20 protein-coding genes are annotated in these 18,847 nt (G+C 58.2%); 2 read left to right on the forward strand and 18 right to left on the reverse strand.

Features of this window, described 5'->3' with window-relative positions; genetic code table 11:
• Position 1: 1 nt before the first annotated feature.
• The 5 genes from ACFOTD_RS02600 to lspA all read right to left on the reverse strand — a co-directional run bounded on the left by ACFOTD_RS02600 (position 2) and on the right by lspA (position 5,137).
• Positions 2 to 1,321: a dihydroorotase gene (locus tag ACFOTD_RS02600; protein WP_378115423.1), complete on the reverse strand. Its 1,320-nt coding sequence runs from the start codon at positions 1,319 to 1,321 to the stop codon at positions 2 to 4.
• A gap of 53 nt (positions 1,322 to 1,374) precedes the next feature.
• A complete protein-coding gene (pyrR, locus tag ACFOTD_RS02605) occupies positions 1,375 to 1,920 on the reverse strand; it encodes a bifunctional pyr operon transcriptional regulator/uracil phosphoribosyltransferase PyrR (RefSeq protein ID WP_378115692.1) in 546 nt (181 codons plus the stop codon).
• Positions 1,921 to 2,215: 295 nt separating this feature from the next.
• The gene (locus tag ACFOTD_RS02610) at positions 2,216 to 3,469 is read right to left on the reverse strand and encodes an LL-diaminopimelate aminotransferase (RefSeq protein WP_378115425.1); all 1,254 of its coding nucleotides are present in this window, start codon (positions 3,467 to 3,469) and stop codon (positions 2,216 to 2,218) included.
• A 134-nt stretch (positions 3,470 to 3,603) separates the two neighbouring features.
• Complete coding sequence (locus tag ACFOTD_RS02615) at positions 3,604 to 4,554, reverse strand: RluA family pseudouridine synthase (RefSeq protein ID WP_378115694.1); 951 nt, start codon at positions 4,552 to 4,554, stop codon at positions 3,604 to 3,606.
• Positions 4,555 to 4,606: 52 nt separating this feature from the next.
• Positions 4,607 to 5,137, reverse strand: coding sequence for a signal peptidase II (gene lspA, locus ACFOTD_RS02620; RefSeq protein WP_378115427.1), 531 nt, complete (start codon positions 5,135 to 5,137; stop codon positions 4,607 to 4,609).
• Between the two features lie 222 nt (positions 5,138 to 5,359).
• Between lspA and ACFOTD_RS02625 the strand changes: the two genes are divergently transcribed.
• Positions 5,360 to 6,103 (forward strand): TraR/DksA C4-type zinc finger protein, encoded by a 744-nt coding sequence (locus ACFOTD_RS02625; RefSeq protein ID WP_378115428.1) that lies wholly within the window; start codon positions 5,360 to 5,362, stop codon positions 6,101 to 6,103.
• 89 nt (positions 6,104 to 6,192) lie between these two features.
• On the opposite strand, the gene ACFOTD_RS02630 is transcribed toward ACFOTD_RS02625, so the two are convergent.
• Both ACFOTD_RS02630 and ileS read right to left on the reverse strand, forming a co-directional pair.
• On the reverse strand, positions 6,193 to 6,558 hold the full coding sequence (locus ACFOTD_RS02630; RefSeq protein ID WP_378115430.1) for a DUF5665 domain-containing protein: 366 nt from the start codon (positions 6,556 to 6,558) through the stop codon (positions 6,193 to 6,195).
• Between the two features lie 206 nt (positions 6,559 to 6,764).
• On the reverse strand, positions 6,765 to 9,866 hold the full coding sequence (ileS, locus tag ACFOTD_RS02635) for an isoleucine--tRNA ligase (RefSeq protein WP_378115432.1): 3,102 nt from the start codon (positions 9,864 to 9,866) through the stop codon (positions 6,765 to 6,767).
• 83 nt (positions 9,867 to 9,949) lie between these two features.
• Here ileS and ACFOTD_RS02640 point away from each other — a divergent pair, with 83 nt between their 5' ends.
• Complete coding sequence (locus ACFOTD_RS02640; RefSeq protein ID WP_378115434.1) at positions 9,950 to 10,081, forward strand: hypothetical protein; 132 nt, start codon at positions 9,950 to 9,952, stop codon at positions 10,079 to 10,081.
• Between the two features lie 216 nt (positions 10,082 to 10,297).
• Here ACFOTD_RS02640 and ACFOTD_RS02645 read toward each other — a convergent pair whose 3' ends face one another.
• From ACFOTD_RS02645 to ACFOTD_RS02695, 11 genes are all read right to left on the reverse strand, one after another.
• Positions 10,298 to 10,810 (reverse strand): DivIVA domain-containing protein, encoded by a 513-nt coding sequence (locus ACFOTD_RS02645; protein ID WP_378115436.1) that lies wholly within the window; start codon positions 10,808 to 10,810, stop codon positions 10,298 to 10,300.
• Positions 10,811 to 10,910: 100 nt separating this feature from the next.
• Entirely contained in the window at positions 10,911 to 11,696 is a 786-nt protein-coding gene (locus tag ACFOTD_RS02650; RefSeq protein WP_378115438.1) for a YlmH family RNA-binding protein, read from the reverse strand.
• A 20-nt stretch (positions 11,697 to 11,716) separates the two neighbouring features.
• On the reverse strand, positions 11,717 to 12,001 hold the full coding sequence (locus tag ACFOTD_RS02655) for a YggT family protein (protein WP_378115696.1): 285 nt from the start codon (positions 11,999 to 12,001) through the stop codon (positions 11,717 to 11,719).
• Between the two features lie 17 nt (positions 12,002 to 12,018).
• Positions 12,019 to 12,477, reverse strand: coding sequence for a cell division protein SepF (locus ACFOTD_RS02660; protein WP_378115698.1), 459 nt, complete (start codon positions 12,475 to 12,477; stop codon positions 12,019 to 12,021).
• Positions 12,478 to 12,490: 13 nt separating this feature from the next.
• The gene (locus tag ACFOTD_RS02665; RefSeq protein ID WP_378115440.1) at positions 12,491 to 13,186 is read right to left on the reverse strand and encodes a YggS family pyridoxal phosphate-dependent enzyme; all 696 of its coding nucleotides are present in this window, start codon (positions 13,184 to 13,186) and stop codon (positions 12,491 to 12,493) included.
• Between the two features lie 14 nt (positions 13,187 to 13,200).
• Complete coding sequence (pgeF, locus tag ACFOTD_RS02670) at positions 13,201 to 14,040, reverse strand: peptidoglycan editing factor PgeF (protein ID WP_378115442.1); 840 nt, start codon at positions 14,038 to 14,040, stop codon at positions 13,201 to 13,203.
• Positions 14,041 to 14,095: 55 nt separating this feature from the next.
• Positions 14,096 to 14,371 carry a YlmC/YmxH family sporulation protein gene (locus ACFOTD_RS02675; protein ID WP_090115208.1) on the reverse strand — a complete coding sequence of 92 codons (276 nt, stop codon included), beginning with the start codon at positions 14,369 to 14,371 and terminating at the stop codon, positions 14,096 to 14,098.
• A gap of 185 nt (positions 14,372 to 14,556) precedes the next feature.
• A complete protein-coding gene (sigG, locus tag ACFOTD_RS02680; RefSeq protein ID WP_090115206.1) occupies positions 14,557 to 15,339 on the reverse strand; it encodes an RNA polymerase sporulation sigma factor SigG in 783 nt (260 codons plus the stop codon).
• Between the two features lie 85 nt (positions 15,340 to 15,424).
• A complete protein-coding gene (gene sigE / locus ACFOTD_RS02685; RefSeq protein WP_282909388.1) occupies positions 15,425 to 16,147 on the reverse strand; it encodes an RNA polymerase sporulation sigma factor SigE in 723 nt (240 codons plus the stop codon).
• A gap of 15 nt (positions 16,148 to 16,162) precedes the next feature.
• Positions 16,163 to 17,134: a sigma-E processing peptidase SpoIIGA gene (locus ACFOTD_RS02690; RefSeq protein ID WP_378115445.1), complete on the reverse strand. Its 972-nt coding sequence runs from the start codon at positions 17,132 to 17,134 to the stop codon at positions 16,163 to 16,165.
• 470 nt (positions 17,135 to 17,604) lie between these two features.
• Entirely contained in the window at positions 17,605 to 18,468 is an 864-nt protein-coding gene (locus ACFOTD_RS02695; RefSeq protein WP_378115447.1) for a transposase, read from the reverse strand.
• Positions 18,469 to 18,847 lie beyond the last annotated feature (379 nt).

Below are 18,847 nucleotides of genomic sequence, written 5' to 3' on the forward strand. Positions count from 1 at the left end.
ATCACTCCTCGCTGCTCTTAAGTATGCCTTGTTCTTCGCTCCAGACCGTCTTGCCCGCGACTATCGTAAGCGTCGGCCAGCCCGACAGCTTCCAGCCCGTGAACGGGGTGTTGCGCCCCTTCGTCAGGAAGCTCGCCGGATCGACTTCCCGCTCGACTTCCAGATCGATCAGCGTAACGTCCGCAGGCGCCCCGACTTCAAGCGTCCCCGTCTCCAGCCCGAACACCCGGGCAGGATCGCTCGTCATCCGGCCCAGCAGGAACCCGAGCGTCCAGCGGCCGGTCTTGACGAATTTCGTGTACAACAGCGGAAACGCCGTCTCGAAGCCGACGATGCCGAACGGCGCGCGCTCCATGCCCTTCGCCTTCTCTTCCTCGCTGTGCGGCGCGTGGTCGGTGACGATGATGTCGATCGTCCCTTCCTCCAGCGCCTTGATGCACGCTTCCACGTCGCGCGGCGTACGCAGCGGCGGGTTCATTTTCCAGTTCGTGTCCATGCTGTCCGGTATGTCTTCGTCCGACAGGAGCAGATGGTGCGGACATACCTCCGAGGTGACGTTCACGCCGACCGACTTGCCCAGCTTGATCAGCCGGATCGACTGCTCGGTGCTGACGTGGCAGACGTGATAGTGCACGCCCGTCGCCTCCGACAGCAAAATGTCCCGTCCGACGTGGATCGCTTCGGATTCGTTAGGAATGCCCTTCAGACCGTGTCGCTTCGCGAACGCGCCTTCGGACACCGCGGCGCCGACGACCAGCGAATCGTCCTCGCAGTGCGCGATGATCGGCATATCGAGCGACTTGGCAAGCGCCATCGCGTTTTTCATCATTTGCGCGTTCTGCACGCCGACGCCGTCGTCCGTAAAGCCGATCGCGCCTGCGCTCTTAAGCGATTCGAAGTCGGTGAGCTCGCGGCCGAGCTCGTTTTTGGTGATCGCCGCGTATGGGAGGACGCGCACGCCGCAAGCGGCCTTGGCCTTGTCCAGCACGAGCTTCACCGTGTCCGCCGTATCGATGACGGGCCGCGTGTTCGGCATGCAGGCGATTGTCGTAAAGCCGCCCTTCGCCGCCGAAGCCGTGCCGCTCGCGATCGTTTCTTTATGTTCGAAGCCGGGTTCGCGCAAGTGCACGTGCATGTCGATCAATCCGGGCGATACGAGCTTGCCGTCGGCATTGATAACCTCGGCGCTACCCACGTCCGGCGCAGCGGATCCGTCGAGCCATTGCGCGACCAGGCCGTTCTCCAATTTCAAGTGCTTCTTGACCGTATTTCCGGTCTTCGGATCGATCGTAAGTCCGTTAAGTATCCAGGTCGTCGTCAAAGGATTTCCTTCCTCCTTTTGCTAGTAAAGCAGCTCTGCCCATTCCGAAATGCTCAGCCGCCGACTTCCACTTCCCGCGGATGCTTGATCATTACCCGGTCGTCGCCGTCGAATTCCGTCAGCGACACCTCGATCTGTTCGTGCTTCGACGTCGGTACGTTTTTGCCGACGTAGTCGGGCCGGATCGGCAGCTCGCGATGACCGCGGTCCACGAGGACGGCCAGCTGGATCGACTGCGGGCGTCCGCAATCCATGAGCGCGTCCATCGCCGCCCGGATCGTGCGTCCCGTGTAAAGCACATCGTCGAAAAGGATGATGCGCTTGTCCTTCACGTCGAACGGGCGGTCTCCGTCGCCGCACACGACGCCCGCCGCCGCCCCGTCCGCCAGCGGACGGTCGTCGCGATACCGCGTAATGTCGAGCTCGCATGCCGCGATCGGATTGCCTTCGATCTCGCGGATCCGCTCGGCGATCCTTCGGGCCAGATAGACGCCCCGCGTCCGGATGCCGACGATCGCGCAGCCTTCGATCCCTTTGTTTTTCTCCAAAATCTCGTGCGCGATCCGCGTCAGCGCCCTGCGGATGGCAGCCTCGTCCATAATGATGTTCGGGGAATCCTGCACGGGTGCGCCTCCTCCTCGGTAAGACGGCATCAAAAAACCTCCTTGGCTAGCCAAGGAGGTCGGGACATACGAAGATGATGACGCTGGGAACCGGGCCGCATAGTCGGTCCAAGTACGATCCGCGTCGGATCTCATCCAAAGTATTCGCGCCACCTTGCCAGTCTCACGGGACTGAATTAAAGGTACGGGTTCATTGGTACTCATTATCGCATTTTCGACATGGACTGTCAATAAAAAGCGGGGGCTTGATTGCCCCCGCCTAAGACAAACCTTAAAATTCGAATTCGACGTCCGTCAGACGGCGCTTGATCTCGCCGATGACGCGGCGTTCTTCTTCCTCGCCGGCGGCAAGGAACGTGACGGAGAAACGCACGAAGTGGCCGGCATCATCCCACGGAACGGACGAGATGAGCTTTTCGCGGATGAGGAATTGGGAGAAATCCTCGCCCGTCTCAAAGCGCTGGCCGCCTTTGATTCCCTTCGGCGCTTCGACGTACAGGAAGAACGAGCCCTTCGGCTTTTCGGCCTTGAAGCCGATTTCGTTCAGCGCGGCGACCAGCAGGTCGTGACGGCGCGAATATTTCTGCGCGATCGCTTCGGTGATCGACGGATTCGCAAGGCCGTAAGCGGCAGCTTTTTGGATCGCGATGAACTGGCCGGAGTCGTTGTTGTCCTTGATGTCGCTGAACGCCTTCACGATCAGCGGGTTGCCCGCGACGAAGCCGATCCGCCAGCCGGTCATGTTGTAAGACTTGGACAGCGAGTGCAGCTCGACGCCGATATCCTTGGCGCCCGGGACGGACAGGAAGCTGAGCGGCTTCGCGCCGTCATAGGTGAGCGCGGCATACGGCGCGTCGTGCACGACGACGACTTCGTTTTTCTTCGCCCATTCGACGACTTCCGCGAAAAATTCGGGGCTGGCCGCCGCTCCCGTCGGGTTGTTCGGGTAGTTCAGGTACAGCAGCTTGGCGCGCTTTGCGATGTCGGCCGGAATGGCGGACAGATCGGGCAGGAAGTTATTTTCCTTGGTAAGCTTGATGTTGTAGACTTCGCCGCCCAAATACTTGGTGTGCGTGCCGAGCACCGGATAACCCGGTACGGTCATGATGGCGACGTCGCCCGGATTGATGAATGCGGAAGGCATCATCGCAAGCGCCGGCTTGGAGCCGATCGAGTGGACGATCTCCGTGGCCGGGTCGATGCCGTCTACCGAGAACACTTCCTTCAGGTACTTCGCGGCGGCAGCTTTGAACTCGGGAATGCCGTTGTCGGCGTAGCCGCGGTTCTCGGACTTGGCCGCTTCTTCGGCGAGTTTGGCGATGATGCCGTCGTCGGCCTTCTCGTCGGGCTCGCCGACGCCGAGGTCGATCAGCTCGATATCGGGAAACGCAGCCTTGGCCGCAGCCTTGGCGCGCTTGATCTTTTCGAACTTGTAGATGTTCGTATCCTTGCCGTAATTCGCGCCGCCGATGCGGTCCGCAAATTGCTGTTGAATGAAGGTGCCTTGATATTGTTCGACGCTCACTTGACGACACTCCTTGTCCGATGGCGGACGTGTGATGGGATCCCTTGCTTTATGGTACCAATATGCCCTAAAAAGGGCCCCCGCCGCCATGGACAAATCCGTCGATCATTTGCAGAAATTCTAGCGCAAAAATGCTATTTCGTGCGCAGCATATACAGCGCATGCTCCATATCCTGGGGAATCGGGGCTTCGAAAAGGAGCCGCTCTCCGGAGCGCGGATGATCGAAGCCGAGCACGCCCGCATGAAGCGCCTGTCCCTCCATGCCAAGCGTACGGCCCGCGCGCCCGCCGTAGAACGGGTCGCCGACGATCGTATGCCCGATATATTTCATATGCACGCGGATCTGGTGGGTGCGCCCCGTCTCAAGCTGCAGCTCGACGAGCGTGTAGTCCCCGAAGCGCTCGATTACCGTGAAGTGGGTTACCGCCCGCTTCGCGCCCTTTTCCGTGACCGTGAACAGCTTGCGGTCGCTGCTGTCGCGTCCGATCGGCGCGTCGATCGTGCCGCGGTCATGCGGCACGTTGCCGTATACGAGCGCGGTATAGCGGCGCGTAACGGAGTGATCCTTGAGCTGCTGCGCGAGCGATGCATGCGCCAGATCGTTTTTGGCCGCCATGAGCAGGCCGGACGTATCCTTGTCGATGCGGTGCACGATGCCCGGACGCAGGCTGCCGTTGATCCCCGACAGGTCGCGGCAGTGATGCAGCAGCGCGTTGACGACGGTGCCCGAGGCGTGACCCGGCGCAGGATGCACGACGAAGCCCCGCGGCTTGTCGATGACGATGACATCCCCGTCTTCATAAACGACGTTCAGCGGGATGTCTTCCGGCTGCGCCTCGATCGGCGCAGCGTCGGGCACATCTACGGTCAAGATGCTGCCGGCGTGCAGCTTGGCGTTCGGCTTGATCTTCATGCCGCCAATCTGCACCTGCCCGTCGCGGATCCAATCCTGGATTTGCGACCGCGACACGGACTCGTCTCCGATCGCGCCGGCCAGGAACTTGTCGACCCGCTGTCCCGCGGCTTCCTCGCCGATTTCCCAGGACAATGTGCCTGCGGCGCTTTCCTCGTCCTCGTCGGACATAACGAACGGACGCTCCCCTTCCGGAGGCGCCGTTAAAGTGACTTCTTCATTTTCAGACCGGCTGGTGTTCGCTCGGTTCGTTCTGTTGTTCATTCTTGGTCTCCTGTGTCGGTGCTGGCGTGAGCAGCGAATCGAGAATAATCAGACATACGCCGACGACGATCGCTGAATCGGCGATATTAAAGATCGGGAACGTATAAGATCCGAAATTGAATTGCAGAAAATCGACGACTTGTCCGTAAAACGCGCGATCGAGAAAGTTGCCGAGCGCTCCGCCCAGAATAAGCGACAGCGCGGCGAGCATCAGCCTTCTGTTGTTCCGGTGCGACCGGTTCAAATAGATGACGATGGCGCTCACGACGACGACGGTGATCAGCAGGAAAAACCAGCGCTGCTCCTGCAAAATGCCGAAAGCCGCTCCCCGGTTGTGAATAAACGTGATGAGGAAAAAGTTGCCGATGACCTTGATCTGCTCGTTCAATTCCAGGTTGTGCTCGATGAGCTTCTTGGATACGTAATCGATGGCGAATACGATCGCAGCTGCAAGGTAGTACACCCATAAGCCGATTTGACGTCGTTGCATGTCCGGATTGCCGCCCTTCCGCGAATGATTCTGACCGCTTTGGCCGAATGCACTGATTTTAACATACCGCCTGAGCGGGCGTCCAACGTCTTTCGCCAATTCACGGCAGCGCCGCCAATAGATGCTCGCCCTTGGCCCGACATGAATATCCGTCCGCGCGAGCAAACTAGCTTTCGTATGGAACGCCTTGTCGCTTCGCGACAAAATCGAGGAGGGATCGGCATGCATCGTACGTTGTCCGACAGTTACATGTCCCAGCAGCGCCGCCGGCTCTTGGATCTTCGGGCCGATATCGAGAGCCGCGTCGGCGCCAGCGGGCACTTCGGCCTGACGGATAGCTACCGCGACGCCACGGGCGATCTGAGCGGCATCGACAATCATCCCGCGGACGCCGGCACGGAGACGTTCGAGCGGGCCAAAGATATCGCCTTGCTTGAACGCGAGGCGCTGACGCTGGAAAAAATAGAAGCGGCCGTCCGCCGCATGGATACGGGCGAGTACGGCATTTGCGAGGCCTGCGGCAAATTCATTCCGTCCGAACGGCTCGATGCGATGCCGACCGCCGTGTACTGCGTCGAGCACGAGCCGATTCAGGCGGAAAAAGAGGGCCGTCCGGCCGAAGAACTGTTCTTGCATCCTCCGTTCGGGCGCACCAGCATGGACGAGAGCGACGAACAGAACGGCTTCGACGGCGAAGACGCCTGGCAAATCGTCGAATCGTGGGGCAACTCGGACAGTCCGGCCATGGCCGAAGGCAACAACAACGACGATTACGGCGCGCTCTACATCGAATCGGATGAAAACGACGGCTTCGTGGAGCCGATCGAGAGCTTTTTATCTGCGGATATTACCGGTCACTCGAGCGGGATCGTGCGCAATAGCGCCTACCGAAGGTACCTCGAGTCCCACGAAGGCGAGGGCTTGCTGGAGCCGGACATTTGGTCCGACGAACAACCTAACGATTAATGGGATAGGACGTCTGCCTTCGGCGGGCGTCCCTATGTTATCGCATCCGCTCTCGCTAGCAATCGCAAGGGCAGCCTCATACCCCCAGCTCAATAATGCTCGATTTCCAGCTGTCGCTGCACGATCTTGACGATTTCGGCGATGTAGTCGCCGATGATCGGCAAGTTAAGCGCACCGAGTATTTGAAGCAGCCACACGATCGTAGCCGCAAAAAAGGTAAAGCCCAGCGCGATGCCGATGCCTCTAGCGATGCCCGACAGCCAATTGCGCCATATGAGCTGCCACGGCCTGCTCATCAGATTTACGTAATCTTTCAGCTGCGCCTTCTCCATCTGCACGGCTAAATCGTCCAGCCGCTTGGACAATCCCTCGAGCAGACGCCGCAGCGCCCCCGCCTCTTCCGCCAGCGTCTTCATCCTGGTGTCCGACCTCGCGTCCGGCTTATTTTCGCTCATGCCGTTTCCCTGCCTCCCGCGCAAAAACGAGCCCTGCCGCCGGAACGACTGGCCAATGGCCTCGCGTTCGCTTGCGGACAGGACTCGTTATCGCTTCCTGCTCTTATTCAGGTTGGCACAAATCGCGGCGGTTCATACACCTGCGGAGCGGAAGGCTACCCGCTGTAGAAGCTTCGTCGGTGATGAAGCCGACCAGGAGCGGCCGCTTAGCCCGCAACGATCGCGATGCCGATCCGCAGCTCGCCGGCCTGGACGGTCTCCGTCGCATCGGTGCGTCCGAACGAAACGTCGTTGACGAGCACGTTGTCGCGCAGCACGTCGCCATAGGCGCGGAGCGCCGCTTCGATCTCGGCGTCCGCCTCGAGCACGAGGCCCACTCTTTGCTCGATCGGCAGATCGAGCTTTTTGCGCTGGTCCTGTACGGCTCGGATGACCTCGCGCACGATGCCTTCCTGCACGAGCGCAGGCGTCAGCTCCGTATTGAGCGCGACGGTGACGCCGCCGCCGGAGGCGGACGCAAAACCCGGCTTCGCCTGCTTGTCGACGAGCAGCTCGTCGAGCGTGACGGCGAGCGCTTCGCCTTCCGGCGACGCATAGGCCAGCTCGCCGGTCGACACGATCGCGCGCGCTTCCTCTGCCGAGAGCGACTTCAGCTTGCTCTGGATCGGGCCGACGTGCTTGCCGTACTTTTTGCCCGCCAGCTTCAAGTTCAGCTTGAGCGTGTAATCGACGAATCCGCTATCCTCGGTAACGAGCGTGACGGCCTTGACGTTGATCTCGTCCTTGACGATCTCCTCGTACTCGGCGGCATTGAACGGCACGCTCAGCGCGACGAGCAGCTCGGACAGCGGCTGGCGCGTCTTGAGGCCCGTTTCGTTGCGCACGTTGCGGGCGAGCTCGACGATGCCGCGGGCCGTCTCCATGTCGCGCTCGAGCGCGGCGTCGATCGCACCTGCGTCGGCAACCGGGTAATCGGCCAGATGGACGCTGCCCTTGCCGCCGAGGTTGCCGTACAGATCTTCGGCAAGGAATGGCAGGTAAGGCGCGAAGAGCTTCGACAAAGTCAGCAGTACGGTGCCGAGCGTCTGGTAAGCCGCGACCTTGTCCTCGCCCAGGCCGCTTCCCCAGAAGCGGTCGCGGGAACGGCGCACGTACCAGTTGGACAGCTCGTCGACGAACGCTTCGATGCGTTTTGCCGGATTCAGGAAGTCGTTGGCGTCGAGCCCTTCGACGGTGGCGCCTACGAGCGAGTTGAGACGCGACAGAATCCAGCGGTCCAGCTTGTTCGCAGACGGCCTTGCCTCGTGCTCCTCCGGCTTGTAGCCGTCGATCGTCGCGTACAACGCGTAGAACGCATGCGTGTTCACGATCGTGTCGACGACCTTGGACTTCGCTTCCGCGACGATGCCCTTGGAGAAACGCTTGCTGTTCCAAGGCGCGCTGTCGGCGAGCAGCGCCCAGCGGAAGGCGTCGGTGCCGAACTCTTCGATGATGTCCCAGGGATCGATGACGTTGCCCTTGGATTTGCTCATCTTCTGGCCGCTCTCGTCCAGTACGTGGCCGGTCGAGATGACCGACTTGTAAGGCGCCCTGCCGTTGTACAAGGTGGATACCGCCAGCAAACTGAAAAACCAGCCGCGCGTCTGATCGATTCCCTCGCAGATAAAGTCCGCGGGGTATTGCTCCTCGAAGCGCTCCATGTTCTCGAACGGATAATGCTGCTGGGCGAACGGCATCGAGCCGCTGTCGAACCAGACGTCGATGACCTCCGGCGTCCGGTGCATCGTGCCGCCGCATGTACAGCGCAGCTCGATGGCGTCGACGTAAGGCTTGTGCAGCTCGATGTCCTCGGCCACCTCGCCCACGGCCGCGGCGCGCAGCTCCGCGATGCTTCCCGGCGATTTTTCCGCGCCGCAGTCGTCGCAGGTCCATACATTGAGCGGCGTACCCCAGTAGCGGTTGCGGCTGATATTCCAGTCCACCAGATCCTCGAGGAACTTGCCGAACCGGCCGTCGCGCAGGTGCTCGGGATACCAGGCGATGCTTTTGTTGTTCTCGATCAGCTGTTCCTTGACCGCCGTCGTCTTGATGAACCAGCTCTCGGTCGCGTAGTAAAGCAGCGGCGTCTTGCAGCGCCAGCAGAACGGGTAGCTATGCTCATGCTTTTCCTTGTGGTACAGCAGGCCGCGCTCCGATAGCGACTTCACGATGTCGATGTCGACCTCCGGATCCTTGACGAAGCGTCCGGCGAAGCCCTTCACCTCGTCCGTGTAGCGGCCCTGGCCGTTCACGAGCTGCAGCATCGGCACGCCGTGCTCGCGGGCGACCCGGTAGTCGTCCTCGCCGTGCGCAGGCGCGATGTGGACGATACCCGTACCGCTCGAGTCGGAGACGAATGCCGCGTCGATGATCCGGTAAGCGCCGTCCAGCGGTCCGCCCGCATAAGGGAAGAGCGGCTCGTAAGCCATGCCGACGAGGTCCTTGCCTTTTACGGTGCCGAGCGTCTCGTATTCGCCCTTCATGACTTTATCGGCCAGCGCGCCGGCCACGATGTACGTCTCGCCGTTTTGGCTGACGCGCGCGTATTCGATATCCGGATGCACGGCCAGCGCGACGTTGGACGGCAGCGTCCAAGGCGTCGTCGTCCAGGCCAGGACGAACTCGCCGCTGTCCTTCAGCTTGAATTTGGCCGTAGCGGTCAAGTCCTTGACGTCTTCGTAGCCTTGCGCGACCTCGTGCGAGCTGAGCGTCGTCTGGCAGTCCGGGCAATACGGGCTGACGCGATGGCCGCGGTACAGCAGTCCCTTGCCGTGGATCGCGGACAGCAGGTGCCACACGCTCTCGATGTACTTGTTGTCCAGCGTGATATACGGATTGTCGAGGTCGGTCCAGTAGCCGATCGCCTCAGTGAGTTCTCTCCACTGACGCTCGTATTCGAACACGCTTTCTTTGCACTTTTTGATAAACGGCTCGACGCCGTACTTCTCGATCTCCTGCTTGCCCGAGATGCCCAGCTGCTTCTCCACGCCGAGCTCGACGGGCAGGCCGTGCGTGTCCCATCCGGCTTTGCGGGTGACGCGATAGCCGGACATCGTCTTGTAGCGGCTTACGAAATCCTTGATGACGCGGCCGAGCACATGTCCGATGTGGGGCTTGCCGTTGGCGGTAGGCGGGCCCTCGTAGAAGACGAAGTTCGGCTTGCCGTTGCGGTTTTCGATGGACCTGCGGAACGTATCCTCGGCCTTCCATTGCTCCAGTACGCGCAGCTCGCGGCTGCGGGCTTTTTCTTTGACGTCCACGCGACGCATGACCATCATCCTTTTCTTGTGAGTTGTAATCGATTCTGAAAATAAAAAAAGCCCGCCCCCGTAAAAGGGACGAGACATCTCTCGTGGTACCACCCTTGTTCAGCCGCGGTCCTGTCCATATGGCGGACGCGGCGCTCAAGCCGGACATCCGGCATGCGCAAGGCATAGCGGTCGATCCGGTATCCCGTAACGGGGGAAGGTTCGGCCAATCTTAATAATTCGGCACGATCGCCGGACGTTCGGATCGGCGTCTCGGGGAGGATGGGCGATGCGGCGTCCAACGTTGGCTCGCAGCAGCCGCCAACTCTCTGGGATGGTTCATCCGCACGCCGTTCCCGTCATCGACGTTAACGCGTATAACCCATTTATACGGCGAAGAGGCCGATTTGTCAAATCGGCGTTCAGCCATCTCATTTTCGAACCGATATCGTCTATTCGACAATCTCGCGAACCCGGGACTCGCTGTCCCGCGAGCGGGACTCCGGCGGTTCAAGCTTCTCCCAGCCGTCCTGCGTGAGCAGGTCGAGCTGCGTCTCCACGAGCGTGCGGAAGCGCGCCCGGTAGATCGCCGCTTGCTTCTTCAGCTCCTCCACCTCAAGCGCATACTTGCGCGACTTTGAGAGCGATTCGTTGATGATGCGGTCTGCGTTCTTCTCCGCTTCCTTCACGATAAGCTGGGCTTCCTTCTTGGCATTGCTCTTGACCTCGTCGGCCGCTTCCTGCGCGACGATAATCGTCTTGCTCAGCGTCTCCTCGATATTCGCGAAGTGGCCGAGCCGCTCCTGAAGGCCGACGATCTGGTTCTGAAGCTCTTTGTTATCGCGGATCATCGCTTCGTAGTCCTTGATGATCTGGTCGAGGAACTCGTTCACTTCGTCTTCGTCGTAGCCGCGCAATCTGCGCCCGAATTCCTTGTTATGAATATCCAAAGGCGTCAATGGCATTGGCCGTTCCTCCCGTGAATCGTGTTCTTGATCCGCGACAGCTCGCTAGATCGCTATCTAAAGGCAGATTCGACGCGAGACGCGGAATTCCTGCTTGATTCTACACATATTTGCCGATACGCAAGCGAATCCGGCCGCTTTTCGAGACGCCTTCGGCCTCCAGCACGCGGAATCTTCCGAATCCTTTGAACGATATAATGTCGCCCTCGCGCAGCTGCGCGGACGGATCCTCCACCGTTTTGAAGTTCACCCGGCAGCGCCCCGCGCGGATCGGATCCATGATTTTCGCGCGGCTGACCCGCAGCACGTCGCTCGCGATGCCGTCGAGCCGCATCGAGGCTACGGAGATCGCGCTTTCCTCCAGCTTCACCGGCACGGCAAGAAGCCGGTCCAGCGGCAGTACCGACGCCGACGTCTCGAGCCGGTGCACCTGCTTCAGATGCGAGCGCAGGAAATCGCCGATCTCGCTGGCGATCAGCACATGGCAGCCGTCTTCGCGGACATGGATGTCGCCGATTTTCTCCCGCTTGATCCCAAGGCCGAGCAGCGCGCCGAGGTAATCGCCATGATCGAGCTCGGCTTGCCGGCGATCGTCGCTTGCGATATCGAGCACGACGATGCCGGCATCCTCGCCCTCGAGCGGCCGGTAATCCGGGGCGATGAGCGCCCTGACCCGTTCCGCGCCTTCATAACCGCCCTCGAGCCGGATCGCGGCGTCCGGGTGCCGGTTGGCCAGCGCATACAAAATATGCGCCTGGCGCGGATCGAGAAAATCGGTACGCCGGAGCTCATGCTGCTCGGCGGCCCGCTCGACCCACTCCCAGGCGCGGTCCACGAAGGACTTTTCGTCAGGAAGGAAATGTGCGTAAATATCGCTCTTGCTCATGCTGGTCCGGTCCTTTCCCTTTAGGACACGCCTAACAGTCCGGCAAGGAAGCGAATGACCTCTTCAAGGCCCCTCACCAAAAACTTCAGCGCGTACCAGGCGACGATCGGCGAGATGTCCAACACGCCGCCGATCGGCGGAATAATCTTGCGAAATGGCTTTAGATAAGGCTCAACGATCTTGCCGAGCAGCTCGCCGATGTAGCTCTGCCTCACGTTAGGCAGCCAGGACATCAGCACATAGATTAAAATGAGCCAGCTGTAAATGAGCTGCAAACTATACAGGTAATTAATGACCTGATCCAAAGCCGTCAATGCTGCTGTCACCTCATTTGATTATAATCGGCATCCTCCGCTAGAAGCTCCGAGATCGTCCCTGTGATCTCGACCGAATCCGGCGTGCACAAAAAGATGTTCGGTCCGAGCTTGGAAATGTGCCCGCCGAGCGCGTAAACCGTGCCGCTCAGGAAATCCACCATCCGGATCGCCTGATCCCTGCGCACCCGCTGCAGGTTCACGACGACGGATCGTCTGGATTTCAAATGATCGGCGATTTCCTGCGCTTCGTTGTCGTACGTACGCGGCTCCGTCAAAATGACCCGAACGTTTTTCTGGGAATGAATGCTCACGATATTATTCTTCCCCGTAGGTTTACGCGGCTCGAAGGCAGAGGTTTCAACTTCCGGCTCATCCTCGTATCCCATCGGCTCTTCCCGCTCCCGGTCCCGCTCCTGTTCGTCCTGAAGGCCGAGATAGTTCAAGAACTTGTTAACCACGCCCATCATGATCCCTCCGTTATCCGTCGTTCTCTTCGTGACCGACCAGGACGCTGCCCAGACGCACCCATGTGGCGCCTTCTTCGATCGCAACTTCAAAGTCGCCGGACATGCCCATCGACAATTCCGTCAGCGGCTCGTCCAGTAAGGACAGGCCGTTGATCTCGTCCATTAGCTTGCGAAGGCCGGCGAACACGGGCCTCGTCTCCTCGGCATCGTCTACGTTCGGCGCCATCGTCATGAGACCGATCAAGCGGATGCGGGACAACTTGCCGAGCGAAGCGACAAAGGCAGGAACCGCCTCGGGAGCAAGTCCGTGCTTGGAATCTTCGCCCGATACGTTCACCTGAAGGAAACAATGCACGCGAATGTCCAGCGCTTCGGCGCGCTTATGTATCTCCTCGGCGAGCGACAAGCGGTCCAGAGAATGAATGTAATCGAACTTGCCGACAACGTCCTTGACCTTTCTGCTTTGGAGCGAGCCGATATAGTGGAAAACGGCTTGTCCTTCGAGCAGCCGCCACTTCTCCTCCGCCGCGGGCCAGCGGTTTTCGCCGATATGACGCATTCCTGCTTCGACTGCGCGCTTGGCCGTATTCGCGGACACGTACTTCGTCACGGCGACGATATTCACGCGGCCGGGATCCCGGCCGCTTCTCGCGCACGTCTCGGCGATGCGACGTTCCACGTCTTTAAGCCGCTGCTCCAACGCCATCGCGGCATTCACCTCTATTTCTTCTTACCCAGCCAGCTCATCATTCGCCCGGTTTGTCCCCGTTCCTTGCGATGGGAGAAAAACAAATCCGTGCTGCAGCTGGTGCACCACCCAGACATTTCGATGCGGCTCGGCAATATTCCTGCTTTAATCATAAGATGCTTGTTGATTTCTTTCAAGTTTAGCCGAGATTTGCCTTCGGAAGACGGAACATGGAAACGTTCGTCGTCGGGCACGATGCCGCGCACGCGATTCATGACGATATCGTCCACTTCGTAGCAGCAGTCCCCGATCGAAGGACCTATCGCAGCATGCAAATCCGACGGCTCGGTGCCGAACGAGTCTCGCATAGCGCGAATCGTCTCGGCGGCGACGTCGGCAACCGTTCCCTTCCAGCCAGCATGAGCGAGACCGAGCGCGTCATGCACGGGATCGTAAAAATATAAAGGCACGCAATCTGCGAAATACATGACCAGCAAAATATCGGGCTCGTCCGTAATAAGCGCATCCGCGTCCTGAATTGCGCTCTCGCGCGACAGACTTCCGAGGCCCCGCTCCGCATCCGTGACCCGGACGACGCGGCTGCCGTGCACTTGCTCTGCGCAAGTCCACGCCTCGAACGGCCAGCCCAGCGCCTCCGCAATCGCGCGGCGATTAGCGATGACTGCGCGCTCTTCGTCGCCCACGTGGAGCGCCGTGTTCAAGCCGTCTCTCGGCGGCAAGCTGCTTCCGCCACGGCGCGCGGAAAAACCGGCGGTCAAGCCCTCAAGTTGCGCCCAGGGCGCAAGAGGCAACAATCCGGGTGCGTGACGCTCGGCTCCGGCAGATTCACTCGTATATGCAAATGGTTCCATACAGCTCACCTCCGCACCAAGTTTAACACAGGGACGGCGCCGAGGCGATTCTCCCTCAGCGTCCCCCGTTTTCCGCTTCGATGCTCTTGTACGGCCGTGCCTCCTCCAACCGGACAAGCACGACGTCGGTTCCAATCTTGACGATGCTCCGCCAAGGGATGACCACATCCTCGCCCCCGCCGAAGATGCCTAGCACCCGTCCGCCAACCGGCACTACGATTGCGTCGATGCGGCCTTGTCTTAGATCGAGCTCCAGATCGGCCACGTGGCCCAATTTTTTGCCGTCTACAATATTGATGACGTCCTTCGCCTGAAAATCGGATATTTTCATGCCGGCGCTCCCCGCTTTCCGCGGCCCGGGAAGCAATAGCTTTTGGACCCGGTCAACCGCCCATAATTCAATATATGAGCCATGCCCGGAAATGTTGCCCGTCGCGACTATGCTGCGATAACGGGCCTCAAACATCAAAAAGACCGGAGTCACCTCCGGTCCCGCAAGCTTTTTAAGTCTCTTGCTTAAGTCTTTACGTGCTTTTGCATTTGCTGGATCGCCGACTTTTCTAGCCGGGACACCTGCGCCTGCGAAATGCCGATTTCGTCGGCGACTTCCATTTGCGTCTTGCCTTCGAAGAATCGCATGGACAAGATCATTTTCTCCCGGTCGTTCAGCTTGCGCATCGCTTCCCTGAGCGCGATCTCCTCAATCCATTGAATGTCCTTGTTGCGTTCGTCGCTGATCTGATCCATCACGTAGATCGGGTCTCCCCCGTCGTGGTAGATCGGTTCGAAAAGGGACACGGGGTCCTGAATGGCGTCCAATGCGAAGACGATATCTTCTTTGGGAACGCCGAGCACTTGCGATATTTCCAAAATCGTCGGTTCGCGGGAATGACGGTTCGTCAGTTGATCCCGCACTTGCAACGCTTTGTAGGCAATATCGCGCAGGCTTCTGGACACGCGAATCGGATTGTTGTCCCTCAAGTATCTGCGTATCTCGCCGATGATCATGGGTACGGCGTAGGTAGAAAAACGGACGTTTTGGCCTAAGTCGAAGTTGTCGATCGCTTTCATCAGACCGATACAGCCGACCTGAAACAGATCGTCCACGTATTCGCCGCGGTTGTTGAACCGCTGAATCACGCTGAGCACGAGGCGCAGGTTGCCGTTGACGAGTTTTTCCCGGGCTTCGAGTTCACCGCGGGTTTGCAGAGCTAGGAACAGTTCCCTCATTTCGGCATTGGTGAGGACGGGCAGCTTTGAGGTGTCCACTCCACAAATCTCCACTTTGTTGCGGGTCAAGTTGTTTCCCTCCCGGGAGCAGCATTACTGTAAAGTATCTCCTGGGATGGGCTTTTTATTCCCACGTTCGTTCGGCCGGCTAAGGTCATACCATCTTGTTAAATTCCTTGCGGAGCCGTTTAATAATTCTTTTCTCCAGTCTGGAAATGTAAGATTGCGAGATGCCGAGCAAATCGGCGACGTCCTTTTGCGTCTTCTCTTCGCCGTCGGCCAAGCCGAACCGGAGCTCCATGATCGTGCGTTCGCGGTCGGCCAGCTTGTCGAGCGCTTTATGCAGCAGCTTCCTATCGACCTGCTCTTCAATATTGCGATAGATCGTATCGTTCTCGGTGCCGAGCACGTCGGACAGCAGCAGTTCATTGCCGTCCCAATCGATATTAAGCGGCTCGTCGAAGGACACCTCGGTCCGAGTCTTGCTGTTGCGGCGCAGATACATCAAAATTTCGTTCTCGATGCATCGCGAGGCGTAGGTGGCGAGCTTGATTTTTTTTTCCGGATCGAACGTGTTTACCGCCTTGATGAGTCCGATCGCCCCGATCGATACGAGATCCTCGATATGGATGCCGGTGTTCTCGAACTTGCGGGCGATATAGACGACCAATCGGAGATTGCGTTCGATCAGCATCGCCCGAATCGCCGAGTCGCCCGAAGGGAGACGTTCGAGCAGGTACTCCTCTTCCTCCCGGGTCAGCGGAGGGGGCAGCGCCTCGCTGCCGCCGATATAATACACTTCTTCGCTTTTCCAGCCCAGCCAGAACAACAGGCGATAGTACGTCAGCTGGTACATCAATTTTAATTTTACGGGCACTTGCACAACCTCCTGTTAAGCGGTCTGGGTTGATGATGCCGGCACTTCAACGCTCTCAATCGTCAGATCGGAATGGACGATCGCACGATACGCGCCCTCCGAGGACAGCGCCCCTCCGTCAAGCCCGACGAGGACGCGGCGATGAACGCAGGCCGCTTCTTGTCCGGCAGGATCCTTGATCGACACGCTGTCCGGCTTAACGGCCAGCATCAGCTTCGAGCTCCCCCCGGCAGCCCGGTAGGGAACGAGGCGGTACCGGTCCCTGAAAGCGGTCAAGCCGCCCTCGGCCTCCTCCAGTTCGCCAATGAGCCGATCCGCGGATTCGGACCTTAACCGGTCCGCCCACCCTTTCGGAAGCTCGTCGCGCCACAGGGACGCCTCCAGAATCATGACCGGAATGCGGGTGAGCGGATCGTAGAGACGATTGCCCGTATCTACGAGCCCTCTGCACGACCATTCCCGATCTCCGATCCGGATCGTCACGTCGACGACAAGCGCCTCCAGCCGCTTCCTGCTTTCCCTGCTTTCCGCCTCGCTTCTGTACAGCCAGATCGCCACGCCCAGCGTCACGGCCAGCATGAAGGCCTGTACGTCAAACGACAGCACCATGCCGCCGTCATCCGTGAAGGCAATTCCTCTCCATGGCGACCCGGACCACTTGACCAGCGAAGAAATGCCGATCACGGCGCCAAGCGTCGCAAAGTTCACCAGGTAGAACGAACCGATTGTCCTCGCGAACTTAAGAGGTCCTCCATAGCCGAACGTCAGATAAACCATTAAAGCCGAGATCATGAGTTTGGCGCCGAACGAATACAGATAAGGTACGGACGTCACAAACATGGCGGCCGCGTACGCAGCCCCGACGCTGGCAGACAGCGCGACCCGTCTTCGGCGCGGCCGAAGATGCCTCACCTTTGCCGTCGTCATCAGAATGGACGCGTCGATCGTCAGATTGGACAAAAACACCAAGTCCACATAAACCGTCATCGCGCCTCACCCTTCCTTGCACACCCATCGCTTACGTTTGTCCCTAGGACGGAATGGATTGCTCTCAGTATAAGCGGGCACTTGCGAGGTGTCTGTCTAAACGCGCCGCAGGTACGGCTGTTTTTTTGTCGAGCAAAATCAGGTTAGGAACATTGGGACTAGCCCTCAAGATACTGTAATATTATCCCAGCCTCGGCGGCATATAAAGGTTCTCCGGCGCGTTTACAGCCTTATCCCCTTCGCTCACTTTGGCGTAATATGTCATTAGATTTCTTGAGATTGTTTTTCTATTTTCTAAAAAAGAGAGAGTCAAAAAGAATAAAAGAGAAGGAGTTTAAAAATGCGAGGAGCGTATCGATCTCAAAACTATGGCGACTTTGGTAATGGGCGGAAAACTTGTTGTTCCATCTTATCCCTTTCGCTCAATAATGGCGGACTTGAACCTAATCGAGTAAAGTGAACGAGCCTGTTTAACGTGACCAAATGAGCTCGCGATATGTGATCCTTTTTCTTATTGCACATAGACGTAACATGTACGGAACAATTTTCTTAGCTTTCTTGGCAATGTTAAAAACGAAAGATTGATGATTCAAATAGGCCTGCAAATGCTTAGGTCCAATCCCCTGAAGCGTATGATCCAGCCAACGAAGGGCGCGCATTAAAACGGCTGATAAAGGCGCAAGCTTATTCATGCCAAAGTAAGAAAAGGCTCTGACTGCCTTCACGTCATCCGAAACATGAAAGTCGGAAAATTTCATATGCGCAATACGGCTAATTAGACGCGAATTCCCCGATTCTCGCTTGTCCAGGTGTTCCATTTTAACCTCCCGGATCTCCTCGTCACCTTCCATCGTTCCTCCGATTGCGATCGGCTGATCCGCGGGTTCCATGATCAGGCTGCTGGAAGCCCTCCTCCATCCATAAATTCCGCCGGTAACCGCAACGATGCCGGACAAATGTTGCTCATTCGCTTCTTGGGTCAATGCATCCCGCAACTTATGTCCGATGAGCCAAGCCGTCTTGTATGTAACTCCCAATATATCGGAAAGCTCGACAGAAGTGGCTTCTTCGACGAGCCAGATCATAGCCCTAAACCACATTCGAAGCGGCGTTCTCGTACCATGAAAAACAGTGCCAGCAGTAGCAGAAGTTTGATGCCGGCATGACGCGCAAACATACAATGGATACTTGCGCGATCTTATCACCGAGCAATGCGCATACGAACAACGCGGACAGCGAAAACCATCCGGCCAACGCGCGTTAAATAAAGCCTCTACGCATTGTGCTTCCGTCCAATTTTCCCAGGAGCCTTCTGGAAAAATGAAGCGATTCATAATCCCACTCCTCAAAACAAGAACATATGTTCTTATTTTAAGATAGAGATTTGAGTGTGTCAATCTTTTCCTAAAGATAAATTGAGTAAGAGGGATAAGTCCAGTAAGGCGTTTAACCGACGTCATTGAGCAAAAGGGATAAGGTTGGAAAGGGAACTGCGAGAAGTACTAGCCCAAAATGAGCGAAGGGGATGAGGTTCGTAAAGGTATAGAAATGAAGATATTGACCCGCCCGATTGAGCGAAAGGGATAAGGTCGGAAAAGAAGAAAAATAGAGCATATATTGTCCCTAACCCCACTTTTCACTGAAAAATAAAAAGCCTCCGCAATAGCGAAGGCAGTCTATAAGGATAGCACAATTAGAATGAAGATAAACGTT

This window comes from Cohnella sp. GCM10012308 (assembly GCF_042649185.1).
Lineage (GTDB): Bacteria > Bacillota > Bacilli > Paenibacillales > Paenibacillaceae > Cohnella.

What these genes read in the sequence shown, in the direction of transcription:
- ileS (WP_378115432.1), bottom strand. Translation starts at nt 9,866, where the DNA reads ATGCGTCGCGTGGACGTCAAAGAAAAAGCCCGCAGCCGCGAGCTGCGC.
- ACFOTD_RS02675 (WP_090115208.1), bottom strand. Translation starts at nt 14,371, where the DNA reads ATGAAAATATCCGATTTTCAGGCGAAGGACGTCATCAATATTGTAGAC.
- lspA (WP_378115427.1), bottom strand. Translation starts at nt 5,137, where the DNA reads ATGCAACGACGTCAAATCGGCTTATGGGTGTACTACCTTGCAGCTGCG.
- ACFOTD_RS02625 (WP_378115428.1), top strand. Translation starts at nt 5,360, where the DNA reads ATGCATCGTACGTTGTCCGACAGTTACATGTCCCAGCAGCGCCGCCGG.
- ACFOTD_RS02650 (WP_378115438.1), bottom strand. Translation starts at nt 11,696, where the DNA reads ATGAGCAAGAGCGATATTTACGCACATTTCCTTCCTGACGAAAAGTCC.
- ACFOTD_RS02690 (WP_378115445.1), bottom strand. Translation starts at nt 17,134, where the DNA reads ATGACGGTTTATGTGGACTTGGTGTTTTTGTCCAATCTGACGATCGAC.
- ACFOTD_RS02615 (WP_378115694.1), bottom strand. Translation starts at nt 4,554, where the DNA reads ATGTCCGACGAGGACGAGGAAAGCGCCGCAGGCACATTGTCCTGGGAA.
- ACFOTD_RS02695 (WP_378115447.1), bottom strand. Translation starts at nt 18,468, where the DNA reads ATGAATCGCTTCATTTTTCCAGAAGGCTCCTGGGAAAATTGGACGGAA.
- pyrR (WP_378115692.1), bottom strand. Translation starts at nt 1,920, where the DNA reads ATGGACGAGGCTGCCATCCGCAGGGCGCTGACGCGGATCGCGCACGAG.
- ACFOTD_RS02660 (WP_378115698.1), bottom strand. Translation starts at nt 12,477, where the DNA reads ATGGGCGTGGTTAACAAGTTCTTGAACTATCTCGGCCTTCAGGACGAA.
- ACFOTD_RS02665 (WP_378115440.1), bottom strand. Translation starts at nt 13,186, where the DNA reads ATGGCGTTGGAGCAGCGGCTTAAAGACGTGGAACGTCGCATCGCCGAG.
- pgeF (WP_378115442.1), bottom strand. Translation starts at nt 14,040, where the DNA reads ATGGAACCATTTGCATATACGAGTGAATCTGCCGGAGCCGAGCGTCAC.
- ACFOTD_RS02630 (WP_378115430.1), bottom strand. Translation starts at nt 6,558, where the DNA reads ATGAGCGAAAATAAGCCGGACGCGAGGTCGGACACCAGGATGAAGACG.
- ACFOTD_RS02645 (WP_378115436.1), bottom strand. Translation starts at nt 10,810, where the DNA reads ATGCCATTGACGCCTTTGGATATTCATAACAAGGAATTCGGGCGCAGA.